This window comes from Mycetocola sp. (assembly GCF_025464835.1).
In the GTDB taxonomy this organism is placed as follows: domain Bacteria; phylum Actinomycetota; class Actinomycetes; order Actinomycetales; family Microbacteriaceae; genus Mycetocola_A.
The window spans coordinates 1-20,325 of record NZ_JAODMP010000027.1 but is presented as its reverse complement, the minus strand read 5'-3'; the positions used below and the strand labels follow the sequence as shown (position 1 = coordinate 20,325).

Annotated in this window: 17 protein-coding genes; 7 read left to right on the top strand and 10 right to left on the bottom strand. The window is 67.6% G+C overall.

Annotated features, from left to right (window positions below):
* Positions 1-11: 11 nt before the first annotated feature.
* The 7 genes from JWP90_RS03770 to JWP90_RS03740 all read right to left on the bottom strand — a co-directional run bounded on the left by JWP90_RS03770 (position 12) and on the right by JWP90_RS03740 (position 7,595).
* Positions 12-1,304 (bottom strand): YihY/virulence factor BrkB family protein, encoded by a 1,293-nt coding sequence (locus JWP90_RS03770; protein ID WP_297359847.1) that lies wholly within the window; start codon positions 1,302-1,304, stop codon positions 12-14.
* Positions 1,305-1,594: 290 nt separating this feature from the next.
* The gene (locus JWP90_RS03765; protein WP_297359844.1) at positions 1,595-2,005 is read right to left on the bottom strand and encodes a hypothetical protein; all 411 of its coding nucleotides are present in this window, start codon (positions 2,003-2,005) and stop codon (positions 1,595-1,597) included.
* A 356-nt stretch (positions 2,006-2,361) separates the two neighbouring features.
* Positions 2,362-2,811, bottom strand: coding sequence for a nucleoside deaminase (locus JWP90_RS03760; protein ID WP_297359841.1), 450 nt, complete (start codon positions 2,809-2,811; stop codon positions 2,362-2,364).
* 69 nt (positions 2,812-2,880) lie between these two features.
* A complete protein-coding gene (locus JWP90_RS03755; RefSeq protein ID WP_297359838.1) occupies positions 2,881-3,780 on the bottom strand; it encodes an ABC transporter permease in 900 nt (299 codons plus the stop codon).
* Positions 3,777-4,859 (bottom strand): ABC transporter permease, encoded by a 1,083-nt coding sequence (locus tag JWP90_RS03750; protein ID WP_297359835.1) that lies wholly within the window; start codon positions 4,857-4,859, stop codon positions 3,777-3,779. The genes JWP90_RS03755 and JWP90_RS03750 overlap by 4 nt, the downstream gene beginning before the upstream one ends.
* On the bottom strand, positions 4,856-6,511 hold the full coding sequence (locus JWP90_RS03745) for an ABC transporter ATP-binding protein (RefSeq protein ID WP_297359832.1): 1,656 nt from the start codon (positions 6,509-6,511) through the stop codon (positions 4,856-4,858). The genes JWP90_RS03750 and JWP90_RS03745 overlap by 4 nt, the downstream gene beginning before the upstream one ends.
* 7 nt (positions 6,512-6,518) lie before the next feature.
* Complete coding sequence (locus JWP90_RS03740) at positions 6,519-7,595, bottom strand: BMP family protein (protein WP_297359829.1); 1,077 nt, start codon at positions 7,593-7,595, stop codon at positions 6,519-6,521.
* Between the two features lie 202 nt (positions 7,596-7,797).
* On the opposite strand from JWP90_RS03740, the gene JWP90_RS03735 reads away from it, so the two are divergent.
* Positions 7,798-9,327, top strand: coding sequence for a PucR family transcriptional regulator (locus JWP90_RS03735; RefSeq protein ID WP_297359826.1), 1,530 nt, complete (start codon positions 7,798-7,800; stop codon positions 9,325-9,327).
* A gap of 87 nt (positions 9,328-9,414) precedes the next feature.
* Here JWP90_RS03735 and JWP90_RS03730 read toward each other — a convergent pair whose 3' ends face one another.
* Both JWP90_RS03730 and JWP90_RS03725 read right to left on the bottom strand, forming a co-directional pair.
* Positions 9,415-10,299, bottom strand: coding sequence for an SMP-30/gluconolactonase/LRE family protein (locus tag JWP90_RS03730; RefSeq protein WP_297359823.1), 885 nt, complete (start codon positions 10,297-10,299; stop codon positions 9,415-9,417).
* A 159-nt stretch (positions 10,300-10,458) separates the two neighbouring features.
* On the bottom strand, positions 10,459-11,514 hold the full coding sequence (locus JWP90_RS03725; protein ID WP_297359820.1) for an NAD(P)-dependent alcohol dehydrogenase: 1,056 nt from the start codon (positions 11,512-11,514) through the stop codon (positions 10,459-10,461).
* 315 nt (positions 11,515-11,829) lie between these two features.
* On the opposite strand from JWP90_RS03725, the gene JWP90_RS03720 reads away from it, so the two are divergent.
* Genes JWP90_RS03720 through JWP90_RS03695 form a run of 6 tightly spaced genes read left to right on the top strand, consistent with a single transcriptional unit; the run spans position 11,830 to position 19,588 of the window.
* Positions 11,830-13,185 (top strand): cytosine permease, encoded by a 1,356-nt coding sequence (locus tag JWP90_RS03720; protein ID WP_297359817.1) that lies wholly within the window; start codon positions 11,830-11,832, stop codon positions 13,183-13,185.
* A 34-nt stretch (positions 13,186-13,219) separates the two neighbouring features.
* Positions 13,220-14,773, top strand: coding sequence for a hydantoinase/oxoprolinase family protein (locus tag JWP90_RS03715; protein WP_297359813.1), 1,554 nt, complete (start codon positions 13,220-13,222; stop codon positions 14,771-14,773).
* Positions 14,770-15,870 carry a DUF917 domain-containing protein gene (locus tag JWP90_RS03710; protein WP_297359810.1) on the top strand — a complete coding sequence of 367 codons (1,101 nt, stop codon included), beginning with the start codon at positions 14,770-14,772 and terminating at the stop codon, positions 15,868-15,870. Before JWP90_RS03715 ends, JWP90_RS03710 begins: the two co-directional genes overlap by 4 nt.
* The gene (locus JWP90_RS03705; RefSeq protein ID WP_297359807.1) at positions 15,867-17,036 is read left to right on the top strand and encodes a DUF917 domain-containing protein; all 1,170 of its coding nucleotides are present in this window, start codon (positions 15,867-15,869) and stop codon (positions 17,034-17,036) included. Before JWP90_RS03710 ends, JWP90_RS03705 begins: the two co-directional genes overlap by 4 nt.
* Positions 17,037-17,045: 9 nt before the next feature.
* Positions 17,046-18,083 carry a DUF917 domain-containing protein gene (locus JWP90_RS03700; RefSeq protein WP_297359804.1) on the top strand — a complete coding sequence of 346 codons (1,038 nt, stop codon included), beginning with the start codon at positions 17,046-17,048 and terminating at the stop codon, positions 18,081-18,083.
* A complete protein-coding gene (locus tag JWP90_RS03695; RefSeq protein WP_297359801.1) occupies positions 18,080-19,588 on the top strand; it encodes a CdaR family transcriptional regulator in 1,509 nt (502 codons plus the stop codon). Before JWP90_RS03700 ends, JWP90_RS03695 begins: the two co-directional genes overlap by 4 nt.
* Before the next feature lie 65 nt (positions 19,589-19,653).
* Here JWP90_RS03695 and JWP90_RS03690 read toward each other — a convergent pair.
* A partial coding sequence (locus JWP90_RS03690; protein WP_297359798.1) for a galactose mutarotase occupies positions 19,654-20,325 on the bottom strand: 672 nt, incomplete at its 5' end.

The window sequence follows — 20,325 nt, the reverse complement described above, 5'->3', positions numbered from 1 at the left end:
AGCCAGCCTCGTCAGTGCTTGCGATCCTCCGCCTTGCGGTGTTCCTCGGCCAGCTTCTCGGCCTCTTTCTCGGCCTCACGGCGATCCTCGTTCCGGATCCTTTCGGCCTTGCGGCGCTCCGCTCGCCGGCCGTCCGCGTTGTCGTCGTCGGAATGGCGATATCCCGAGGTGTGGTCGTCGCTGTCGCTGTCGCCCGCGTCGCTGTCGCCCGCGTCACCGTTCTCGGTGCTGTTCCCCTCAGACTCGCGCAGTTTGCGACCGCTCTCGATGTCTTCCTGCTCCTGCTTCTGCTTCTTCTCACTGCCCTTGGTGTCGCGGGGCGGCAGTTGCAGGGAGTCTTCGGCTTGGATGCCACCCTGGAGCTGGCGACCGCGCTCCATCTCGGCGTCGAACTCGGCGCCGAACAGCAACGACAGGTTCACGATCCAGAACCACAGCAACACGACGATTACGCCGGCGATGCTGCCGTAGGTCTTCTGGTAGTTGCCGAAGTTCGAGACGTAGAAGAAGAACAGCAGGGTCGCCACGGCCATCACGATCAGGGCGATCAGCGCGCCGAGCGTCATCCATTTGAACTTCGGCTGCTTCACGTTGGGTGTGCCGTAGTAGAGCACCGCCACCATCACGATCGCGAGGGCGACGATCACCGGCCACTTGGCGATGTTCCAGACGGTCACGGCGACCTCGCCGAGCCCGATGGCTCCGCCGATGGCTTCGGCGATCGGCCCGGACACGACCAGGAGAAGAATGATGAGCACCGCGATGACGAGCAGAATGATCGTGATGACCACAACGGTGGGGCGCAGTTTCCAGAACGGGCGACCCTCATCGACCTGGTAGATCTGGTTCATCGCCTGCGAGAAGGCGCTGACATATCCGGATGCCGACCAGATCGCACCGAGAAGACCGACGATGAGTGCGAAACCGGCGGTCTGCGACGTGGCGAGCTGGGTGATCGGCTCACGCAGGGTCTCAGCGGTCGCGGCATCCCCCGCCCGCTCAACGATCTGCAGCAGGAGTTGCGTGGTCTGCTTGCCCTGGCCGAACAGACCGATGAGCGACATCAGCGCCAGCAGCGCCGGGAAGATCGCGAGAACCGCGTAGTAGGTGAGCGCTGCAGCGAGGGTCGTGCACTTGTCTCGCCCGAACTCGCGCAACGTGCGCTTGAGCACGTAGCCCCACGCCGGCTTTTTCACATCGGTGGGGTCGTCTGGTTTGCGTGAATCATTCGGATCAGGCGCGTTTTGCGCCTTCGTCGCGCTGTCTTCCGCACCCTTGTCGTCGGTTTTCTGGTCGGTACTCATGGTCGCCCCTTCAGCAGATCCGGGCACAACCCGGGCTTCAAGATTCTCCGCCCACCGACGATGTGGCCAGAGGGTCGACGGATTCCGTCGGCAAAGTTATAGTGCGCCTGGTCCTTCGTTTTCGACCGGCAGCGCAGCCGGGGTTGAAGAACCAGGAAAGCTGAGCCGGGTCCACCCACAAGCGGAAGACGCTTCTCCGCGGAGCATCCTGCACGCGGGCCAGGGTGAAGCCACGGTTCAGCTCGTACGTCGCGCTCATCGATACAGTTCACCCGCAGCACCAGCAATCGTCAACCGCCTTCCACACCGAGGGATACGACGAATGCGTGCCCTGCCCGGCGCCCGAGTACCGAGCCAACAGGCCATCGGTTGGCGGTGAACCGTGAGTGGATCGCCATCTTGTCGGCGGTGCCGTTGGCGGCGCATTCCTTGCAGCATCCGCCGCGAACGATCTGCTGAAATTGCTTGGCTGTCAGAAAAGCCAGATCGGCAACGACGGCCAGCATCGTGGGCTGACCCGACGCGGCGCCGAGAAAGACGCCGTCTTCTTCGCAATCGCTCTCGCCGCACGGGCAGACGCCCGGGTCGATGACCAGTTCGCCGGCAACCGCGAGCGAGTTGATGTAGCCGTCGGCGTCGTGCTGAATCGGTGGTGCCACAAGTACCTTCATGATGTCCTCCATCGGAATTGATAGGTTCATCCGGCACATCTCAGGTATACGACGACCCTCCGACATTGACGGTTCGAATCAGAGCGCATCCTGCCCGGCGGTCACCCGCGCCAGGTCGGCCACGACATCGGCCAGCTGGCCCGTGCGCTCGAATACCGCTCGTTGGCGGTCAGCGCCGCTTGCGCGTTGGAGCACCTCGGCAATCTGCTTTTCGACGCAATTTGTTCACCGACGACGCGGAATCGCCTTGTGCGAAAGGATGGCATGGGCGGGCTGCGCGGCTGCCGGCGCCTCTTCACCCGGTCCGGACGAAGGCACCCGGCGCACCGGGTGAACCCGTCCGCACCGGGTGAAAACGGTCGCGGGCTCAGCAAACCCCCGCCGGTCTACACCCCGATGTCCTCGTTCCACAGCTCCGGCTCGGCGGCGATGAACTCGGCCATCAGCTGGGCACATTCCTCGCTGTCGAGCACCACCACCTCGACGCCGCGTTCCCGGAGATAGTCTTCACCGCCATAGAACGTGCGGTTTTCCCCGATGATCACCCGCGGGATCTTGTACAGCAGGATCGCGCCCGTACACATGTCGCAGGGCGAGAGCGTCGTGACCATGGTCGCCCGCGCGTACACGCTCGCCGGCAACCGTCCCGCGTTCTCGAGACAGTTCGTCTCCCCGTGGTGGATGGGGCTGGCATCCTGCACCCGTCGGTTGTGCCCGGTCGCGAGCACCTCGCCGTCGACGATGAGCGCCGCCCCGATCGGGATACCGCCTTCGGCGCGGCTCTTCCGCGCCTCGGTAATCGCGGCGTCGAGTTGTTGGCTGTCAGTGAGGGGCATGGTTACTCCGTTCGAAGGGCACAAGAGAGGGGCGGATGCCGCGGGGGGCGAGAACAGGACGGCCGGCCATCACGCCCGCCGGTACGGCTTGAGGTACGCGCCGGGATACCGGACGCCACGGCCCCAGATCGCGAGCGCCAGGATGACGACGAGGTACGGGAACGCGATGAGCACCTCATTGGGCACATCGCTGAACAGCGGCGTGATCGCGAGTTGGAGTTGGAGGGCGTCGGCGACCGCGAAAAGCAGCGCGCCACCGACCACCGGCCAGACCTGCCAGCGGCCGAAGATGACGAGGGCGATGCAGATCCAGCCACGACCGCTGACGATGTCGATGGTGAAGGATCCGAGCAGCGACAGGGTGAGGAACGACCCGCCGAGCGCCATCAGCGCACCGCCGAGGATGAGCGCCGCGTAGCGCGTCTTCGCGACCGGAATACCGGCGGCATCCGCTGCTTCAGGGTTCTCGCCGACCGCGCGCAGCCGCAACCCGAAACCGCTCGAGCGGAGCACCCACCAGAGTGCCGGCGCCAGGATCAGGAACGCGACGTAGGTCATCGGATACTGCGAGAGCAGCCCGCCGCCCGGCAGCAGCCGGTCGAATTTCTCCGTCGTCGTCTGTGACCCGTCGCTGAACAGCAGCCGGTTGGTGAAGTTGCAGACCGCGACGAGCAGCAGCGTCGTGCCGATGCCCGCCACGTGCTGGTTCACCCCGAGGGTCACGGTCAGTAGCGCCATCAGGGCACCGGCGAGGAGGCCGGAGACGAGAGCCGCGGCGACACCGAACCAGAGCGACCCGCTCATCGCCGTGGCGAGGAAACCGCAGAAGGCCCCGGCGTACATGGTGCCCTCGATACCGAGGTTCAGAACACCGGCCCGCTCGTTGATCACCGCACCGAGCGCCGCCCAGACGAGCGGCGTGGCGATGGTGAGGGTCGCCGCGAGAATGGCGAAAAGGGGGAAATTCACGATGCTTCCCCTCCCTCGACCGCTCGGGGTCTGCGCCGGAAGACCAGACGGTAGTGCCGCAGCGACAGGACCGAGACGACGGCGAGGAGCAGCGTCGAACTGACGATCGTGCCCATCTGGGTCGGCAGCTGCAGGGTGATCGACGCGTTCTGTGCGCCGACGGTCATGGTGCCGAGCAGCAGCGCGACGAGGAGCACGCCACCGGCGGTCAGCCCGCCGAGCGCGGCGATGACGACACCGGTGTAGCCGTACCCGCTGGAAATCCCTCCGGTGAGCTGGTGCTGAACGCCGAGCACCTGCACCGCGCCGCCGAGCCCGGCGACTCCACCGGAGACCAGGGCGCAGCGCCATTGCAGGCGTGACACCGGGATGCCGGAGAATCGCGCCGCCGCCGGAGCCTGGCCGGCCGCTTTGAGCCGGAGACCGAGCGGCGTGAAGGACATCACGACGAAGGTGATGGCGACGAGCACGAGTGCGATGAGGAATCCCCAGTGCGTCCGCGTGCCCTCGACGATGGCCGGCAGCGTGTAGCCGGCTCCGTACCGGTCACTGTCGGGAAAACCACTCTCGGAGTTGCGCCAGGGCCCGTTGAGGAGACCCTGGACCATCAACAGCGCGACCGGGTTGAGCAGCAGCGTCGTGACGACTTCGTCGATGTGGGCGTGACGTTTCAGCCAGGCCGGGACGAACCCCCACGCCGTGCCGCCGATAGCTCCGGCGCCGAGCGCGAGGGGCAGGGCGACGGCCGCTGGGGCGTCAGCGAGGTACAGCCCGGGTACGGTCGCGGCGGCCGCCCCGGCCAGGAATTGGCCCTCGGCGCCGATGTTGTAGTAGCCGACGCGGAACGCGATGGCTACGGCGAGACCGGTGAAGATCAGCGGCGTGGATGCCAGGAGCACTTCGTTGAGGCCGCCGATCGTCGTCAGCGGTGTGACGAGGTAGCGCTGGTACGCGGCGACCGGGTTCGCGCCGGCGAGGCGGATCGGACCGGCGGTGAGCAGCAGCGTCACCAGCACGGCGATCGCGACGGCAGCAGGGGCAAGCCAGCGGGATTCGCGGGCACGAAGGAGGACTCTCATGCGGCATCCTCCGAGCGCTGTCCGGTCATCAGCAGGCCGAGCGATTCGTGGGTGGCCTCACCGGCGGGCAACTCGCCGAGAATCCGGCCGGAGAAGATGACGGCGATGCGGTCGCACAGGCCGAGGAGTTCATCCAGATCCTCAGAGATGAGCAGCACGCCGGCGCCCGCGTCGCGGAGCGTGCGCAACTGTGAGTAGACATAGTCGCAGGCGCCGATGTCGAGTCCGCGTGTGGGCTGGGAGGCGACGAGGACGCGCGGGTTGCGGGAGATAGCCCGCGCAAGGAGAACCTTCTGCATGTTGCCGCCGGACAGCGACCGGATCGGGTCGCCTGGCTGCGCGCGGATGTCGAAGCGGTCGATGAGCCCGGCCACGTGGTCGCGGATGGCGCGCCGGTCGAGGAATGGCCCGCGGCGGAAGCCGTCGAGGTCCTCGAGCACGAGATTCTGGGCGACGGTGAGCGTTGGGATGACGCTGCCCTTGCGGTCCTCGGTGAGCCGTCCGAGGCCGGCGCGGATCCGCCCGGCCGGGTCGAGATGGGAGATGTCGGCGCCGGCCACCCTGACGGTGCCACCGGTCGCCGCCAGGGTTCCGCAGAGCACCGAGACAAGTTCGGTCTGACCGTTGCCGGACACCCCGGCGATGCCGACGATCTCACCGGAGCCGACGCTCAGCGAGATGTTGTCGAGCACCGTCGACGTCGACGTGCCGAGACTGATCCCGCGGAGGGCGAGGGCCGGCTCGGCCGACGGCTGGAGGGCGGATGCCGTCAGGGCGGCATCCGGGAGAGCAGCAGGCGCGGCATCCGGGTCCGGAGGTGTCGTGTGTGTGTCCTGGAGCTCGAGCCCGATGCTCGTGGCGAGGGCCTGGGACTCTTCGTCGACGAGCGCGGCCGCGCCGACCATGAGGGCGGCGATGTCGCGGGGCGCGAGGCCCGACACCGGCCGGGAGGCGACGATCTTGCCGCGGCGGAGGATGCTCACCCGGTCGGCGATACGGGTGACCTCGTGCAGTTTGTGGGAGATGAAGATGACGCCGAGGCCATCGGCGGTGAGCCGTTCGATGGACTCGAACAGCAGCTCGACGTCCTGCGGCACGAGCACCGCGGTGGGTTCGTCGAGGATGAGCACCCGGCAGTCGTGGAAGAGGGCCTTGACGATCTCCACCCGCTGACGTTCGCCGACCGACAGGGTTTCGACGATGGCATCCGGGTCGATGGTGACGCCGACCCGGGAGGCGGCAGCCAGCACGCGGCCGCGGGCGTCCGCGCGGGAGATCCGCCCGATCCCGACGCCGGCGAGCATGAGGTTCTCGGTGACCGTCATCGTGTCGACGAGGGAGAACTCCTGGGTGACCATGCCGATACCGGAGGCCATGGCATCCGCCGGCGAGTCGATCCTGGTGGTCGTGCCGTCGATGCGGATCTCGCCGCTGTCCGGCTGGCTGAGCCCATAGAGAATGCGCGTCAATGTCGACTTGCCGGCGCCGTTCTCACCGAGGAGGGCGTGGACCTCGCCGGGCAGCACGGTCAGCGAGATCGAATCGTTGGCGACGACCGCGCCGAAGGTCTTGGTGATGTCGACGAGTTCGGCGAGCGGGGTGGGGTGCGGGGCGACGCCGGTCGACGCCGCCCCTGTGGTGCTGGAGTTCACGGAGCGCTTACTCGCCGATCGTGGTCGAACCGGCGGGGGCTTCTTCGTCGACCGGGGTCTCGAAGCTGCCGTCGCGGATCTCGGCCTGCTTGGCCTCGACCTTCTCGATCAGGTCGGCGGGGATCTCGAACGCCGTTCCGGTGTTGATCGGGGCGAGCGAGCTGCCGTCGTTGACCATGAACGAGTACTCGGCGAGGTTCGACGCCTCGAAGGTGCCGGCGACGACCGCTTCGACGATCGCGTCGACCGTGGGGCGCATGTTCCAGAGCAGCGATGAGACGACGTGCTCAGGGGCCTGGTCCTGCTGGTCGACCATCATCCCGAAGACCGGCAGGTTGTTCTCCTGGGCTGCGGCGATGACGCCGTCACGTTCGGCGAACAGAACGTCGGCTCCCCCGGCGATCGCGGCTTCAGCGGCCTGCTTCGCGGTGGCCGGGTCGAAGAACGAGTTGATGAACGAGACGGTCACGGTCGCGGACGGGTTGGTCTCCTCGACACCGGCGATGAAGCCGTTGACGATCCGGTTGACCTCGGGGATCGGCATGGCGCCGACCACGCCGATGGTGCCCGACTCGGTGAGGCCGCCGGCGAGCATGCCGGCGAGGTAGGCCGGGTCCTGCATCCAGTTGTCGAAGACGCTGAAGTTCGGCGCCTGCTCCTCGCCGCCCGACCCGAACGCGAACGCGATGTCGGGGAACTCGGTGGCGACGGCGCGCACGGCGTCTTCGGCGGCGAAGGCGTCACCGATGATGATGTCGGGCTTCTGGTTGGTGGCGATGTCGCGGAGCGCTCGTTCCATCTCGTCGGCGGTGTGCAGATTGTCCGTGTGGTCGTAGGCGATCAGCCCGTCTTCCTCGGCGGATTCCAGCGCTGCGTGGATCGCGCCGTCCCACGGCTCTTCGAGCGGGGTGGCGAAGGCGCCGAAGACCGAGGGCACATCGCTGGCGCCGGGTTTGCTCGTCGCGTCGTCGGCTCCTTCGTCACCGGTGGTGCCGCCGCAGCCGGCGAGGACGAGTGCTGCAGCGGATGCCACGCCGAGCGCGGCGAGGAATCTGTGGGGGCTGCGGGAGGAGCGTCGGAGCATGAGGAGCCTTCTCTCGGGTGGTGCTGCTGTGTGGCTGTTTCGGGCTGGTGCATTTTCGGGCTGGTGCGGGACGACCGGGTGAACGCGCGGCGTGCCGTCCTTTGAGAATAGGCTCGCGGCATCCGCTCTCGTCAGAGACACAGTGTCATTTCTCTTGCGTTAACTCTTGACACTGTGCTCGCCCGGCTGGGAGGGTTTCGTCATGCCGTTGACCGTGTCCGCCCTGCTCGCTCTGCCCGTTCTCGCCCACGCGCGGCCCGAGGTCGTCAGCGGTGAACAGCTCGACAGACGGGTGGTGCGCTGGGTTCACTCGAGTGAGATCTACGAGATCTCCTCGTTGCTGCAGGGCGGCGAGGTGCTGCTGACCACCGGGCTCGGCCTGGTGGCGCTGAGCCCGGACGTGCGGCGGGCGTACATCGCCGACCTTGCCCGGGTCGGGATCGCTGCTCTGCTGCTGGAACTCGGCCGCACCTTCCCGGTGGCGCCGGACGACCTCGTCGAGGAGGCCCGCCGCGTGGGGCTGCCGCTCGTTCTGCTGCACGGGGTGGTTCCGTTCATCGAGGTCACCCAGGTCGCGCACGCGCTGCTGCTCGGTTCCGATCTCGACGACCTCAGGCTGTCGGCGTCGGTGACCGAGCGGATGCTGCACGCGCTCGGTGAGCGGGCGGGACTCGTCGGACTGACCGGGATCGTCGGCGAGCAGGCCGGATGCCCCGTCGCGCTGTACACGGCGGACGGTGAACTGGCTGCAGGGATCGCCCTGGATGGGTCGGATGCTGTCGCTTCGGTTCGCGCGCCGGTCGTGGCCGGTGGTGTCGTCTGGGGTGAGCTGGTGCTCGACGCTCCGGCGACCGGCCGTCTGCGCACGATCGCGACAAGTGCGGCCCAGGTGCTCGCCGCCGAGGTGGCCCGGTCGGGGGCGACCCCGGTGAGTCGGAACCAGGCCGGCGCCGAACTGCTGCGCGACCTCGTGACCGGGCGGTACGGCTCGACGGCGGAGCTGACCAGTCGCGCGCTCGGAACCGGGATGGCGGTGCGGCCGGGGCAGAAAGTGCTGGCGTTGTGCGTGCGGCCGCGGACCGCGACCGCAGCGGCGAACACGGTGCTCATCGCCGCACGGGGGGCTGCAAGGCGGGTGTTCGCCGGGTCGATCACCGCCGAGCACGACGGTGACGTTCTGGTTGCGGCCGTGGTCGCGCCGCGTGAGTTGCGGACGGCTGTGGCCCGGTTCGCCGATGAGGTCGAGGCCGAGCTGCGGTCGACGACCGGCGGCAGCGTCCTCGTGAGCGCCGGGCATGCGGTCGACGACGTGCCGGCGCTGGTCAGTGCGTTCCCGAGCGCACGGGAGACGGCGCGGCTCGCGATGCGGCTGACCCCGGCGGCGCGCGTGGTGGTCGCCGCGGACTTCGCGCTGTACCAGTTGCTCGCGTCCCTGGTCGACGATGAGGCGTTGGAGCGCTTCGTCAACGACCAGCTCGGGGTGCTGCTCACGCATGACGCCCGCACCGGGGCCGGTCTCGTGATGACGCTCGACGCGTACCTGGCGGCCGGGCTGTCGAAGACACGGACGGCGGAAGCCCTCGGCATCCGCCGTCAGACCCTCTACGGGCGGCTCGAGCGGATCAGCCGGCTGCTCGGCGGGCTCGACCTCGACAACCGCGAGCGCCGGACGGCTCTCGACCTCGCGCTGGTCAGCTGGCGGCTGCGAGTGTCGGCGGCGGTGCGGCAGTAGCGGGCGCGGCTCTGCGTCGCTCGGTCCCGCGCTCATGCTGCAGTTTCCGTCGAGGGCTGCAACTGCAGTACGGGCAGGACGCCGTGCTCAGCGCGCGGGTCGGACCGCAGCCGTCGTGGTCGTCCCGACCCGGTACAGGCTCGACGACGCCGTCAGATAGAGCTCGGTACCGTCGGGTCCGCCGAAGCACAGGTTCGACACCACCTCTGGAACCGGGAGGTCGAGCAGCAGTTCGCCGTCCGGGCTGAAGACCTGCACGGCCTCCCCCGCTGACGTCCACACTCGGCCGGCCGCGTCGATGCGGAGCCCGTCGGCGGTGCCGGGCGGGGTGGCGAACGCGCGCCCCTCCCCCGTGCCGGACTGGTAGACGCGGATGTGCCCGGCGTCGCCCTCCAGTCCGGTATCGGTGACGTACAGCAGTTGCTCGTCTGGCGAGAATGCGAGGCCGTTCGGGTGGGCCAGGTCGGTGATCACCGGGCTCGCGATTCCGCTGGCCGGATCGAGACGGAAGACGAAGCATCCGCCGTATTCCTCGACGCCCGGGTGCCCCTCTCGCCCGCTCTCCTGGATTCCGTAGGGCGGGTCGGTGAACCAGATCGCCCCATCGGATGCCACGATGACGTCGTTCGGCGAGTTGAGGCGTCCGCCTTCCCACCGCTCGACGAGCACCTCGACCGCTCCGTCGACCTCGCGTTCGATCGCCCGGCGGCCGTGGCTGCACTGCACGACGCGCCCGTCAAGGTCGAGGGTGCGGCCGTTGGTGTACTCGACGTCGTCGCGGTACACGTGCGTGTCGCCGGTCGCGCGGTCGAACTCGAGGATGCGGTTGTTCGGGATGTCACTGAACCGCACCGACCGAGTTCCGGGCACCCAGACTGGCCCCTCGAGCCACTCGCCGCCGGTCCAGAGCTTCTCGAGCTCGCCGGCGAGCAGGCCGTGGTCATCGTTGATCAGGCGAGTGGGCTCAGGCATGGCTCCACGCTAGCAAGCACACCGCGAGGCCCGCCCGATCCCGCCGTGCGCAACTTCGGAGATCTCGGCGGGATCGCGCACAAACCGTCCCAAAAGCACCGCGCTTGCCAACAATCTCCGAAGTTGCAGAAGAGCGGTCCGCGGCTTCGCCGCTGGACCCTACGAAGCCGCCGGGATCGTCGCCGTGTCGATGACGAACCGGTAGCGCACGTCGCTCTTGATGACGCGCTCGTACGCTTCGTTGACCTGATCGGCACCGATGACCTCGATGTCGGCGCCGAGACCGTGCTCGGCACAGAAGTCGAGCATCTCCTGCGTCTCACGGATGCCGCCGATGTTGGAGCCGGAAAGGCTGCGGCGTCCGCCGACGAGGGAGAAAACGCTGAACTCCTGCGTCTTCTCGGGAAGGCCGACGAAGACCATCGAGCCGTTGAGGGTGAGCATCGACAGGTACTTGTCGATCGGGAGGTCCGCCGACACCGTGTTCAGAATCAGGTCGAAGCGCTTGCGGTTCGTCGTGAACGTCTCTGGGTCGCTCGTGGCGAAGTAGTCGGTGGCGCCGAGGCGGCGTCCGTCCTCTTCCTTCGACAGGGTCTGGCTGAGCACCGTCACCTCGGCGCCGAGCGCTGCTGCGATCTTCACGCCCATGTGGCCGAGGCCGCCCATGCCGACGATGGCGACCTTCTTGCCCGGGCCTGCACCCCAGTGCTTGAGCGGCGAATAGGTGGTGATGCCTGCGCAGAGCAGCGGGGCGGCGACGTCGAGATCGATGCCCTCCGGGATGCTGAGCACGTAGTTCTCGTTCGCGACGATCGAGGTGCTGTATCCGCCGTAGGTCTCCTCACCGGTGTACTCGCGACCGTTGTAGGTGGCGACGTTGCCCTTGAGGCAGAACTGCTCCTCGCCGGCGAGGCAGTTCTCGCACTCACGGCAGGAGTCGACGAAGCATCCGATGCCGACCCGATCGCCGACCCGGTGCTTCGTGACATCCGTGCCCACGGCGCTGACGATACCGGCGATTTCGTGGCCGGGAACCATCGGGAAGATGCCTGCACCCCACTCGGCGCGGGCCTGGTGGATGTCGGAGTGGCAGATGCCGGCGAAGGCGATGTCGATCTGAACGTCGTTCGGGCCGACGTCGCGGCGTTCGATGGTGGAGCGCTCGAAGGATGCTCCGGCGGATGCTGCGACGAGGGCGGGCACGGTGGTGGGCATGGGGAACCTCCGGAAGTGTTACGGGCAAGCGGCGCAGTCGTACGCCGCTCGGAGCTCAAGGCTACAACGGCTCCCCGACGGGGCCCATCGAGTGCGCTGTGAGCGTAGTAGCCCGACGTTCTCCGACTCGAATGGTGGTCGTCGGGAACATATTCTCGACGCCCTACGGGAATCCACCGGATCCCCGGCCTTCAGCGGCCTGTGCAGTGTGCTGAATTTAACTCTCGATTGCTGCACTATGCACATTTCACTCAGGTTTCTCTCGCCGTATGGTGACTGAAACCCCTCACCGCCCCCTCGCTTTTGGAGATCCCCTTGGCTCGTATGGCACACGCAGACGACTTTGCTCTCAGCCGAGTTCGTCCCGACGCGCAGAAACCCTGGTTCGGCATCGCAGTTCAACGGTTCGGCCAGGTGTCGGCTCTCTCCCAATTCCTTCTGGGAGCCACCCTTGGCTACAGCATGACTTTCGGTGAGGCCTTCCTCGCGCTCCTGCTGGGCTCCATCATCCTCGAAGTGATCATGTGCATCGTCGGCATCATCGGGCAGAAAGAAGGGTTGAACACCGCTCTTCTCGCGCGCTGGACCGGCTTCGGTGAGATCGGCGCCTCCCTCGTCGGACTTGCGATCGGCATCAGCCTCATCGGCTGGTTCGGTATCCAGAGTGCGATTTCAGCGCAATCGCTGGACGCCCTCATGCCCGGCGTCATGCCCGCCTGGGCCTGGAGCCTGCTCTTCGGCCTCGCCGTGACGGCGATCGTCGCCGTCGGCTTCAAGGGAATGCAGTGGCTCGCGAACATCACCGTGCCGCTCTTCCTCGTCCTTGTCGGCTGGTCCATCATCAGCGAGCTCAGCAACCATGACATCGGCGAACTCCTCACCGGCCCGGCCCCCGGCCCGACGATGAGCGTGTGGCAGGGAACCGGCATCGTGGCGGGAGGTCTGATCGTCGGTGCCATCATCACCGCCGATATGACCCGGTTCAACCGCTCGCGGGCCGACGTGATCAAGCAGACGGTGGTCGGCGTATCCCTGGGCGAGTTCGTCATCGGCCTCGCCGGTGTTCTCCTCGCTCACGCTGCGGCATCCGGGAACATCGTCGCTATCGTCACCTCCTCGGTCGGCTTCGTCGGACTCATCATCGTTATCACCGGCACGCTCAAGATCAACGACTGGAATCTGTACTCGTCCACACTCGGCCTCGTCAACTTCATCTCGACCGCGTTCGGCAAGAACCTCCACCGGGTAACCACCACGATCGTCCTGGGCGTCGTCGGCTCCGTGCTCGCCGCGGCCGGCATCCTGGGCCAGTTCGCCGACTTCCTGATCATCCTGGGCGTGGCATTCCCGCCGATCGCCGGCATCATGGTCGCCGAGTACTTCATCGTGAAGCGCTGGCGGTCAGAACTCGACACCACCCGTGCGAGCGGCCGGCTGCCCGCGACCGCCCCACGCATCGTCCCCGTGACCATCGTGATCTGGGCTGTCTCCGCGGTCACCGGTTATGTCATCACCTGGGGCATCCCGCCGGTGCTCTCTCTGATTCTCTCCATGGTGCTGTACGTGATCGCAGGCAAGCTCGGCCTGGTCCGCGGCCTGGGCACCGCCAAAACCGCTCAGCCGGATGACGTCACGGCCGATTCCCGCACGGCTGACACCATCGTCATCTGAATTTCTGCACCAACCGAAAGCGAATACCACCACTATGCACATCGGCATCGACGTCGGCGGAACCAACACCGACGCAGTTCTCATGGACGACACCCGCACCCTCGCGGCTGTCAAGCACGCAACAACCCCGGATGTCACGACCGGCATCGTTCAGGCGATCGGCGACCTGCGCGCCGGCCACCACTTCGACGGCAGTGAGATCACCGCCGTCATGATCGGCACGACGCACTTCATCAACGCGCTCGTGCAGGCCAAGCGACTTGCGCCGACCGCCGCGCTCCGGCTCGGCCTGCCGGCAACGCAGGCGCTCCCACCGCTGGTGGACTGGCCCGCCGAACTCGTCGAAGCGATCAGTGCGAGAAGTTACCTCGCGCACGGCGGCTACGAGTTCGACGGCCGCCCGATCTCACCGCTCGACCCAGAGGAACTGCGGGCGCACGCCGCCGACATGCGGGCGCATGGCATCCGTTCGGTCGCTATCTCGTCTGTATTCAGCCCGGTCAACCACGACCTGGAGGTCGAAGCGGCGCGTATCGTCGCCGAAGAGCTCGGACCGGACGTGGCCATCTCGCTCTCCCACGAGATCGGCCGGATCGGACTCCTCGAGCGGGAGAACGCCACGATCATCAATGCGGCGCTGCGTGAGCTGGCGTCGGAGATCGTTGACGGACTCACCGCGGCGGTGCGCAAGCAGGGCATTGAAGCGCCCATTTTCCTGAGCCAGAACGACGGCACGCTCATGGACGAGGAATACGTTCGCCTCTACCCCGTCGCGACCTTCGCGTCGGGGCCGACGAACTCGATGCGTGGCGCCGCCATGACAAGCGGTCTCGACACCTGCGCCGTCGTCGACATCGGCGGCACGACATCCGATGTCGGCCTGCTCATCAACGGCTTTCCGCGCGAAACGTCGAACGAGGTCAAAGTCGCCGGCATTCGCACCAACTTCAGGATGCCTGACGTACTGTCGATCGGGATCGGCGGCGGGAGCATCGTGAATCTGGAGACCGCGGAGGTCGGCCCTGAGTCGGTCGGCTACCGTCTTATGACGGAGGCGCTCGTCTTCGGGGGATCCACCCTCACCGCCACGGACGTCGCCGTCGCGGCCGGACGCGCCGACATCGGCGACGCCTCGAAGGTGGCCCACCTCGACCCGGAGTTCGTCGAGCGGGTTCTCTCCCGCATCGCCGACCGGGTCGCTGAAGCGGTCGACCGGATGCGCACCTCTCCTGAGCCGATTCCGGTGGTCGCCGTCGGCGGCGGCTCGATTCTCCTCTCCGATGAGCTACCGCTCTTCGGTTCCGTGCACCGCCCCGAGAACTTCGCGGTCGCGAACGCGATCGGCGCATCCATCGCACAGGTGGGTGGCGAGATCGACAAGGTGTACGCGATCGAGCCCGGCCGCCGGGAAGCAGCGATCGCTGAGGTGCGCGCCGAAGCCGTCGACAAGGCGATCGCCGCAGGGGCCTCCCCCGGCTCGGTGAGCATCGTCGACTTCGATGAGATCCCGATCCCGTACCTGCCCGGCAACGCGACGCGCATCCGGGTGAAGGCCGTCGGCGACCTCGACATGGCGGTTGTGCGATGAGCTGGACAATCACCGCCGACCTCATTCCCGGACTCGCCCGTGGCGCCGCGGTGCTCGGAACCGGCGGAGGCGGCGACCCGTACATCGGTGGCCTGCTGGCCGCACAGGCGCTCCGGATGCACGGCGACGTGACGGTGGTCCCGCTCCGGGACGTGCCAGACGATGCCGTCGTGCTGACGGTGGCAATGATGGGTGCGCCGACAGTCATGGTCGAGAAGCTTCCCAGCCTTGACGAAGTCGTCGCTCCCGTCCACGCGCTCGGCGCCTCGCTGGGCCGTGCTGTCACGCACATCGCCTGCGCCGAGGTCGGAGGCGTCAACTCGACCATCCCGATCGCTGCGGCGGCCGCTCTCGGGCTCCCGCTCATCGACGGCGACGGCATGGGGCGCGCCTTCCCGGAGCTGCAGATGGTCTTGCCGACCCTGTACGGCATCAATGCGTCCCCCCTCGCTTTCAGCGACGAAAAGGGCAACGTCGGCGTCCTGAACACCATCGACAACAGCTGGACCGAACGAATTGCCCGAGTCGCCTGCGTGGAGATGGGCTGCTCGGTCATGATCTCCGGTTTCGCTATGTCTGGGTCGCAGGCGCGGGAGTCACTCGTCGCCGACTCGCTATCCCTGTGCAGTGAGATCGGCGAGGGCATCGCCGCCGGGCGCGAAGCCAAAACCGACCCCGTTGCCGCGACGGTGCGCGTGCTCGGCGGTCGCGAATTCTTCGCGGGCAAAGTCGTCGATGTGCAGCGCGCGACGACGACAGGCTTCGCCCGCGGCCGGGCCCGGGTCGAGGGCGCCGACACAACCCTCGAACTCTCGTTCCAGAACGAGCACCTCATCGCAGAAGTGGACGGCATCCCCGTTGTGACCACGCCGGACCTGATCATCGTGCTGGAGCACGACTCCGGCGAGCCCATCACCACCGAGGGGCTGCGCTACGGCCAGCGGGTGCGGGTCATCGCGGCACCGAGCGACGAACGCTGGCACAGCGCGCAGGCGCTCGCCATGGTCGGCCCGGCGTACTTCGGCTACGACACCCCGTCCCACCGCTTCGACGGCAGCGTCGATGCTCCCGAGCCCTCCGGGGATGCTGCAGCATGAGCTGGAAACTGACAGCCGCCGATCTATCCGACCTTGCCCGCGGCGCCACCCTGCTGGGCACCGGCGGTGGCGGCGACCCATACATCGGCAAGATGCTCGTCGAGCAGGTGCTCGGCACTGGGTCGATCACCATACTCGACCCGGACGACCTCGACGACGATCTCTTCGTCATCCCCACCGCCCAGATGGGCGCGCCCACGGTGATGATCGAGAAGATCCCGGCCGGTTTCGAAGCGACCCTGGCCCTGCGCACGCTCGAGGACCACCTGGATCGCAAGGCCGACGCCACTATGCCGATCGAGTGCGGAGGCATCAACTCGATGATCCCGCTCCTGGTTGCCGCTGAAACGGGACTGCCCGTCGTGGATGCCGACGGCATGGGCCGCGCCTTCCCGGAACTCTCGATGGAGACGTTTGCGGTCTACGGAGTGCACGGATCCCCTCTCGCCCTCGCCGGAGAACGCGGAGAGCGCGTGATCATCGACACCGGCGACGACGACCGGCAGATGGAATGGCTGGCGCGCGGCATCACCATCCGTCTCGGCGGCGTTGGCCACATCGCCGAGTACGCAATGAGCGGAGCCGATGTGAAACGCACCGCTGTTCCGCGCACCATCTCGATGGCGCTCGCCCTCGGGCGCGCCATCCGCCTCGCCCGTGAAGCACACAGTTCGCCATTCGAGGCCATCGCGGAGACCCTGTCGAGCACCCTGTACTCGCACGTCCGCGAGCTGTTCGTCGGCAAGGTGGCGGATGTCGAGCGCCGCACGACCGACGGCTTCGCCAAGGGGCGCGCCGTCATTCTGCCGCTCGACCCATCGAGCAATGACCGGTTCGAGATCGCCTTCCAGAACGAGAACCTCATCGCTCATCACAACGGTGACGTGGTCGCGATCGTGCCGGATCTCATCTGCGTGCTCGACCACGAAACCGCGGAGCCGATCACCACGGAAGGGCTCCGGTACGGCCAGCGGGTGCGCGTGCTCGGCATCTCGACGCCGGCGATGATGCGCACCCCGGCGGCCCTGCAGGCGTTCGGACCGACGGCGTTCGGCTTGACCGAGCCGTTCATGCCGGTGGAGGGCGAAACCGCTGCCGCGGAGGCCGCGCTCGACTTCGCCGCGACCGCTCGCGGGGTCGGCGTCGCCGAGGGGGCCCACGCTTAAGCTGGGACCATGCCCACCATCCTCGAGCTCGCCGGCCTGCCCGCGCTCGCAACCGGGTTCGAGCTGCTCGGCTCCGGCGGCGGCGGGGCTACGACGATGCTCGAACTCGTGCTGCGGAGTTCGCCGAACTGGCCGATGACTGTTCACGACGTCGAGGAGCTCGACCCCTCGACGCCGTGCCTCGGCGCCGCGTTCGTGGGTTCGACCATGCTGCTCACGGAGCGGCTGCCCGGGTTAGCACCATTTGCGCCGCTCATCGCGGCGGCGGAGCGTTGGCTCGGTCACCACGTGCCGGTGGTGTGCTCGCTCGAAGGAGGTGGCCTCAACGGTCTCGCCCCGTTCACCCTCGCCGGCCACCGGAGAATCGTCGACGCCGATCTCACCGGACGCGCGGTTCCTGGACTTGATCAGATGTCGCTGCTCGTCGACGGTGTGCCGGGCATCGTCGTGGCCTGTGACACGGGAGCCGGCGGGGTGGCACTCGTGCAAACCGATCGCGCCCTCGACATCGAGCGCGTCGTCCGGGCGTCGACGATCCAGGCGGGCGGTGCCGGCGGCTTGGTCTTCGCCGGCTTCACCGTGGGGGATCTGCGGGAGCACGCGATCGTCGGCAACACCGCCCGCGCCCTGAGCATCGGCACCGCCTACCTCGAGGCCCGCTCCGGGCCGCTCGACGGACTCGCAGCTGCCCTTGGAGGGCGGCTTCTCGCCGAGGGCAGGATCACCGCGATCGATCCGGATGCCGTCGACCAGCACGTGACCGCGTTCGGCATCACCGGAAGCGCCGGGGAGGTGCACAGGCTGGTGGCGCGCTCGGAGAACCTCGCCTTCATGACCGACGGGCGCCTCGAAGCAGCCGCGCCCGATCTGATCGTCGTCCTCGACGCCATCTCGCGTGACATCCTCGAGGTGACCGACTTGTCGAGGGCGCGGCATGTCGCCGTGATCCAGCTCGATGGGCCAGCCTGGTGGTCGCGCTTCCCTCACCGCACGCGGTACGTGACGCCGTCGGCGTATGGGTTGGACGGATTGGACGGCGCGGCATGACGGACAGCCTTCGCATGAGCGCGCTTCTCGCGCATCCGCAAAACGGGGGCGTGCGTGCGGTCGCCGGCCCCGTCGACGTCGAGTGGACGGGCGTCGTCGTCGAGATCAGCGAGGACGCGCTGCCCGCCGACGGGGGTGGTCGGCTGGCGATCCTCACCGAACTGCCGCCAACGCGACCGTGGCAGCAGGATGCTCTGGTTCGCCGCACCCGCGACCGCGGCTTTCGCGCCCTGGCGATCCCGCACGGCGACAACTTCGGCACCGGCACGCGTGCCCTCGCCGACCGGCTCGGGCTCACCCTCCTGCACGCCGATCGGCCGATGCTGCTCGCGAAAGCGTGCTGGCAACTCGTCGAAGCGCAGGACGCGCTCACTCTCGGCTACGTCCGCAAGGTTGCCCAGTCGATCGAGTACCACGCCAACGATCTCACTGACCTGTTGCGCCATCTGTCATCGAGCGTCGGGCACGGTGTTGCCCTGATCGACGCTGAAGGTGTGCTGCTCGAGGTCGGAGGGCAGCTCGCACCCGAGGTGCACGCGGCGATCGACTTCACACCCTGGGTCGACCTCACCCGGATGCCGGCTGGCACGGCAGCGTCGGTGCGGGTCGACAGCCCGAGCCGCGAGGGCCTCCGCCTCGCCTTCTTCGGCCCAGGGCTCGACGAGCGGCAGGTGAGCGCCCTCGCGGTGGCCGCCGAGGTGGCTATGCCCGCGGTCGCCGCGCGCATCCTCATCGATGAGGTTGCCGAGGTGAGCGACGCATCCGTGTCATCCGGGGTGCTTCGCGATTTTGTCGACCTGCGCGGCACGCCGAACCCCGAGGTCGAACGCCGCATGCTCGAACGTGGCTGGCGGACGACCGGGTACCACCTGGCGTTCCGCACCGTCGGTCGCAACAGGGTCGACGCCCTTCAGCTGCTCCGCTTCGTCATGGGAGAGCTCGGCCGCATCTCCGTTGACTCCCACGCCACGACGACCGGACGGGGGGTGAGCGGGTGGTTGACCTTCTCGGAACCTCCCGCCGCGTCACAGGTCGAGTTGTACGTCGCGTCTTTGCGGGACCTGCACGTCGCCGCCCGGCGCTCGTTCAACGTCGCGACGGGCGTGGGGTCGCTCGCGAGCGGATCGGCTGGACTCACCACATCGCTGAGCGAGGCAGCGGACGCGGCTCGGATCGCTGTGAACCGGTCGAACACGGGCTGGTTCGTCCGCGTCGACGGGCTTGGGCTTGAGCAGTTGCTGCTCGCGTGGACGGGCAACGACACTTTCGTACCCGCAGCTCGTTCGCTCCTCGCGCCCCTCGAGTCGGGCGGCGGCGAGCTGCTGAAGACGCTGTCTGCTTACCTCGACCACGAGTCGGCGATTGCGCCAACGGCGACAGCGCTCGGTCTGCACCGCAACACGGTCGCAACGCGCATCCAACGTGCTCAGGAGCTGCTGGGCGTCGACATGAGCGACCCGGAAGTACGGCTGGCGCTGCACCTCGCCTGCCGCGCCGTTCGGTAACCTCTGGCCCGCTACTTCCTCCTCATCCTGCTCGACCGGGGTCTGATGACCTGGTGAATCGTGAACTACAGCGCCGCGATGCTCCACGAGGCGAAGGTGACACCGCCCGGCTGCAGCACGAGCAGGTCCTCACCCGAGTTGAACGCATCGGGCGGGCAGGTCATCGGTTCGACGGCGAGTCCGATACGGCTGGGCTTCGGGGCCTCCTGGTCGGCTGTGTGCACCTGCACCCATTTGCAGGAAGAGTCCCAGCGCATGCGAACTCCGGTTCCGGATGCCGCGGTGACGCGCACCTCGGCGGTACGGTTCTCATCCCGAACCAGCCCGGTGAAGGCGTGGTCGATGAAGGTGTCGCCGATCACGCGAGGTGTGCGGAAGTCGAAGGTTCCGCCTGACTCGGTGGCGACATCCGCTTTGCCAATCGGGATCAGCCGGTCCTCGGTGACGGTGAGCACTTGTTCGGCGGGGAGGAGGAACGTCCAGTCGTCGACGGTTCCTTCACCGGCGACGAGGTACGGGTGCGGGCCGGTGCCGAACGGTGCGGGCGCGGTGCCGGTGTTGCGGGCGGCGACGGTGGTGTGAAGGCCTTCGGCGTCGAGGACGAACTCGACCCGGACCTGGAGGCGGAACGGGTACCCGGTCTGGGCCTCGATCGTGGTGGCGAGCATGACGCGGTCGTCGGCTTCGTCGAGGGCGATGAAGTCATGCCAGGCGACGAGTCCGTGCAGGGCGTTGTG

What these genes read in the sequence shown, in the direction of transcription:
- JWP90_RS03725 (WP_297359820.1), bottom strand. Translation starts at nt 11,514, where the DNA reads ATGCCCACCACCGTGCCCGCCCTCGTCGCAGCATCCGCCGGAGCATCC.
- JWP90_RS03700 (WP_297359804.1), top strand. Translation starts at nt 17,046, where the DNA reads ATGCCCACCATCCTCGAGCTCGCCGGCCTGCCCGCGCTCGCAACCGGG.
- JWP90_RS03735 (WP_297359826.1), top strand. Translation starts at nt 7,798, where the DNA reads ATGCCGTTGACCGTGTCCGCCCTGCTCGCTCTGCCCGTTCTCGCCCAC.
- JWP90_RS03740 (WP_297359829.1), bottom strand. Translation starts at nt 7,595, where the DNA reads ATGCTCCGACGCTCCTCCCGCAGCCCCCACAGATTCCTCGCCGCGCTC.
- JWP90_RS03760 (WP_297359841.1), bottom strand. Translation starts at nt 2,811, where the DNA reads ATGCCCCTCACTGACAGCCAACAACTCGACGCCGCGATTACCGAGGCG.
- JWP90_RS03730 (WP_297359823.1), bottom strand. Translation starts at nt 10,299, where the DNA reads ATGCCTGAGCCCACTCGCCTGATCAACGATGACCACGGCCTGCTCGCC.
- JWP90_RS03715 (WP_297359813.1), top strand. Translation starts at nt 13,220, where the DNA reads ATGCACATCGGCATCGACGTCGGCGGAACCAACACCGACGCAGTTCTC.
- JWP90_RS03750 (WP_297359835.1), bottom strand. Translation starts at nt 4,859, where the DNA reads ATGAGAGTCCTCCTTCGTGCCCGCGAATCCCGCTGGCTTGCCCCTGCT.
- JWP90_RS03705 (WP_297359807.1), top strand. Translation starts at nt 15,867, where the DNA reads ATGAGCTGGAAACTGACAGCCGCCGATCTATCCGACCTTGCCCGCGGC.
- JWP90_RS03765 (WP_297359844.1), bottom strand. Translation starts at nt 2,005, where the DNA reads ATGAACCTATCAATTCCGATGGAGGACATCATGAAGGTACTTGTGGCA.
- JWP90_RS03695 (WP_297359801.1), top strand. Translation starts at nt 18,080, where the DNA reads ATGACGGACAGCCTTCGCATGAGCGCGCTTCTCGCGCATCCGCAAAAC.
- JWP90_RS03770 (WP_297359847.1), bottom strand. Translation starts at nt 1,304, where the DNA reads ATGAGTACCGACCAGAAAACCGACGACAAGGGTGCGGAAGACAGCGCG.
- JWP90_RS03710 (WP_297359810.1), top strand. Translation starts at nt 14,770, where the DNA reads ATGAGCTGGACAATCACCGCCGACCTCATTCCCGGACTCGCCCGTGGC.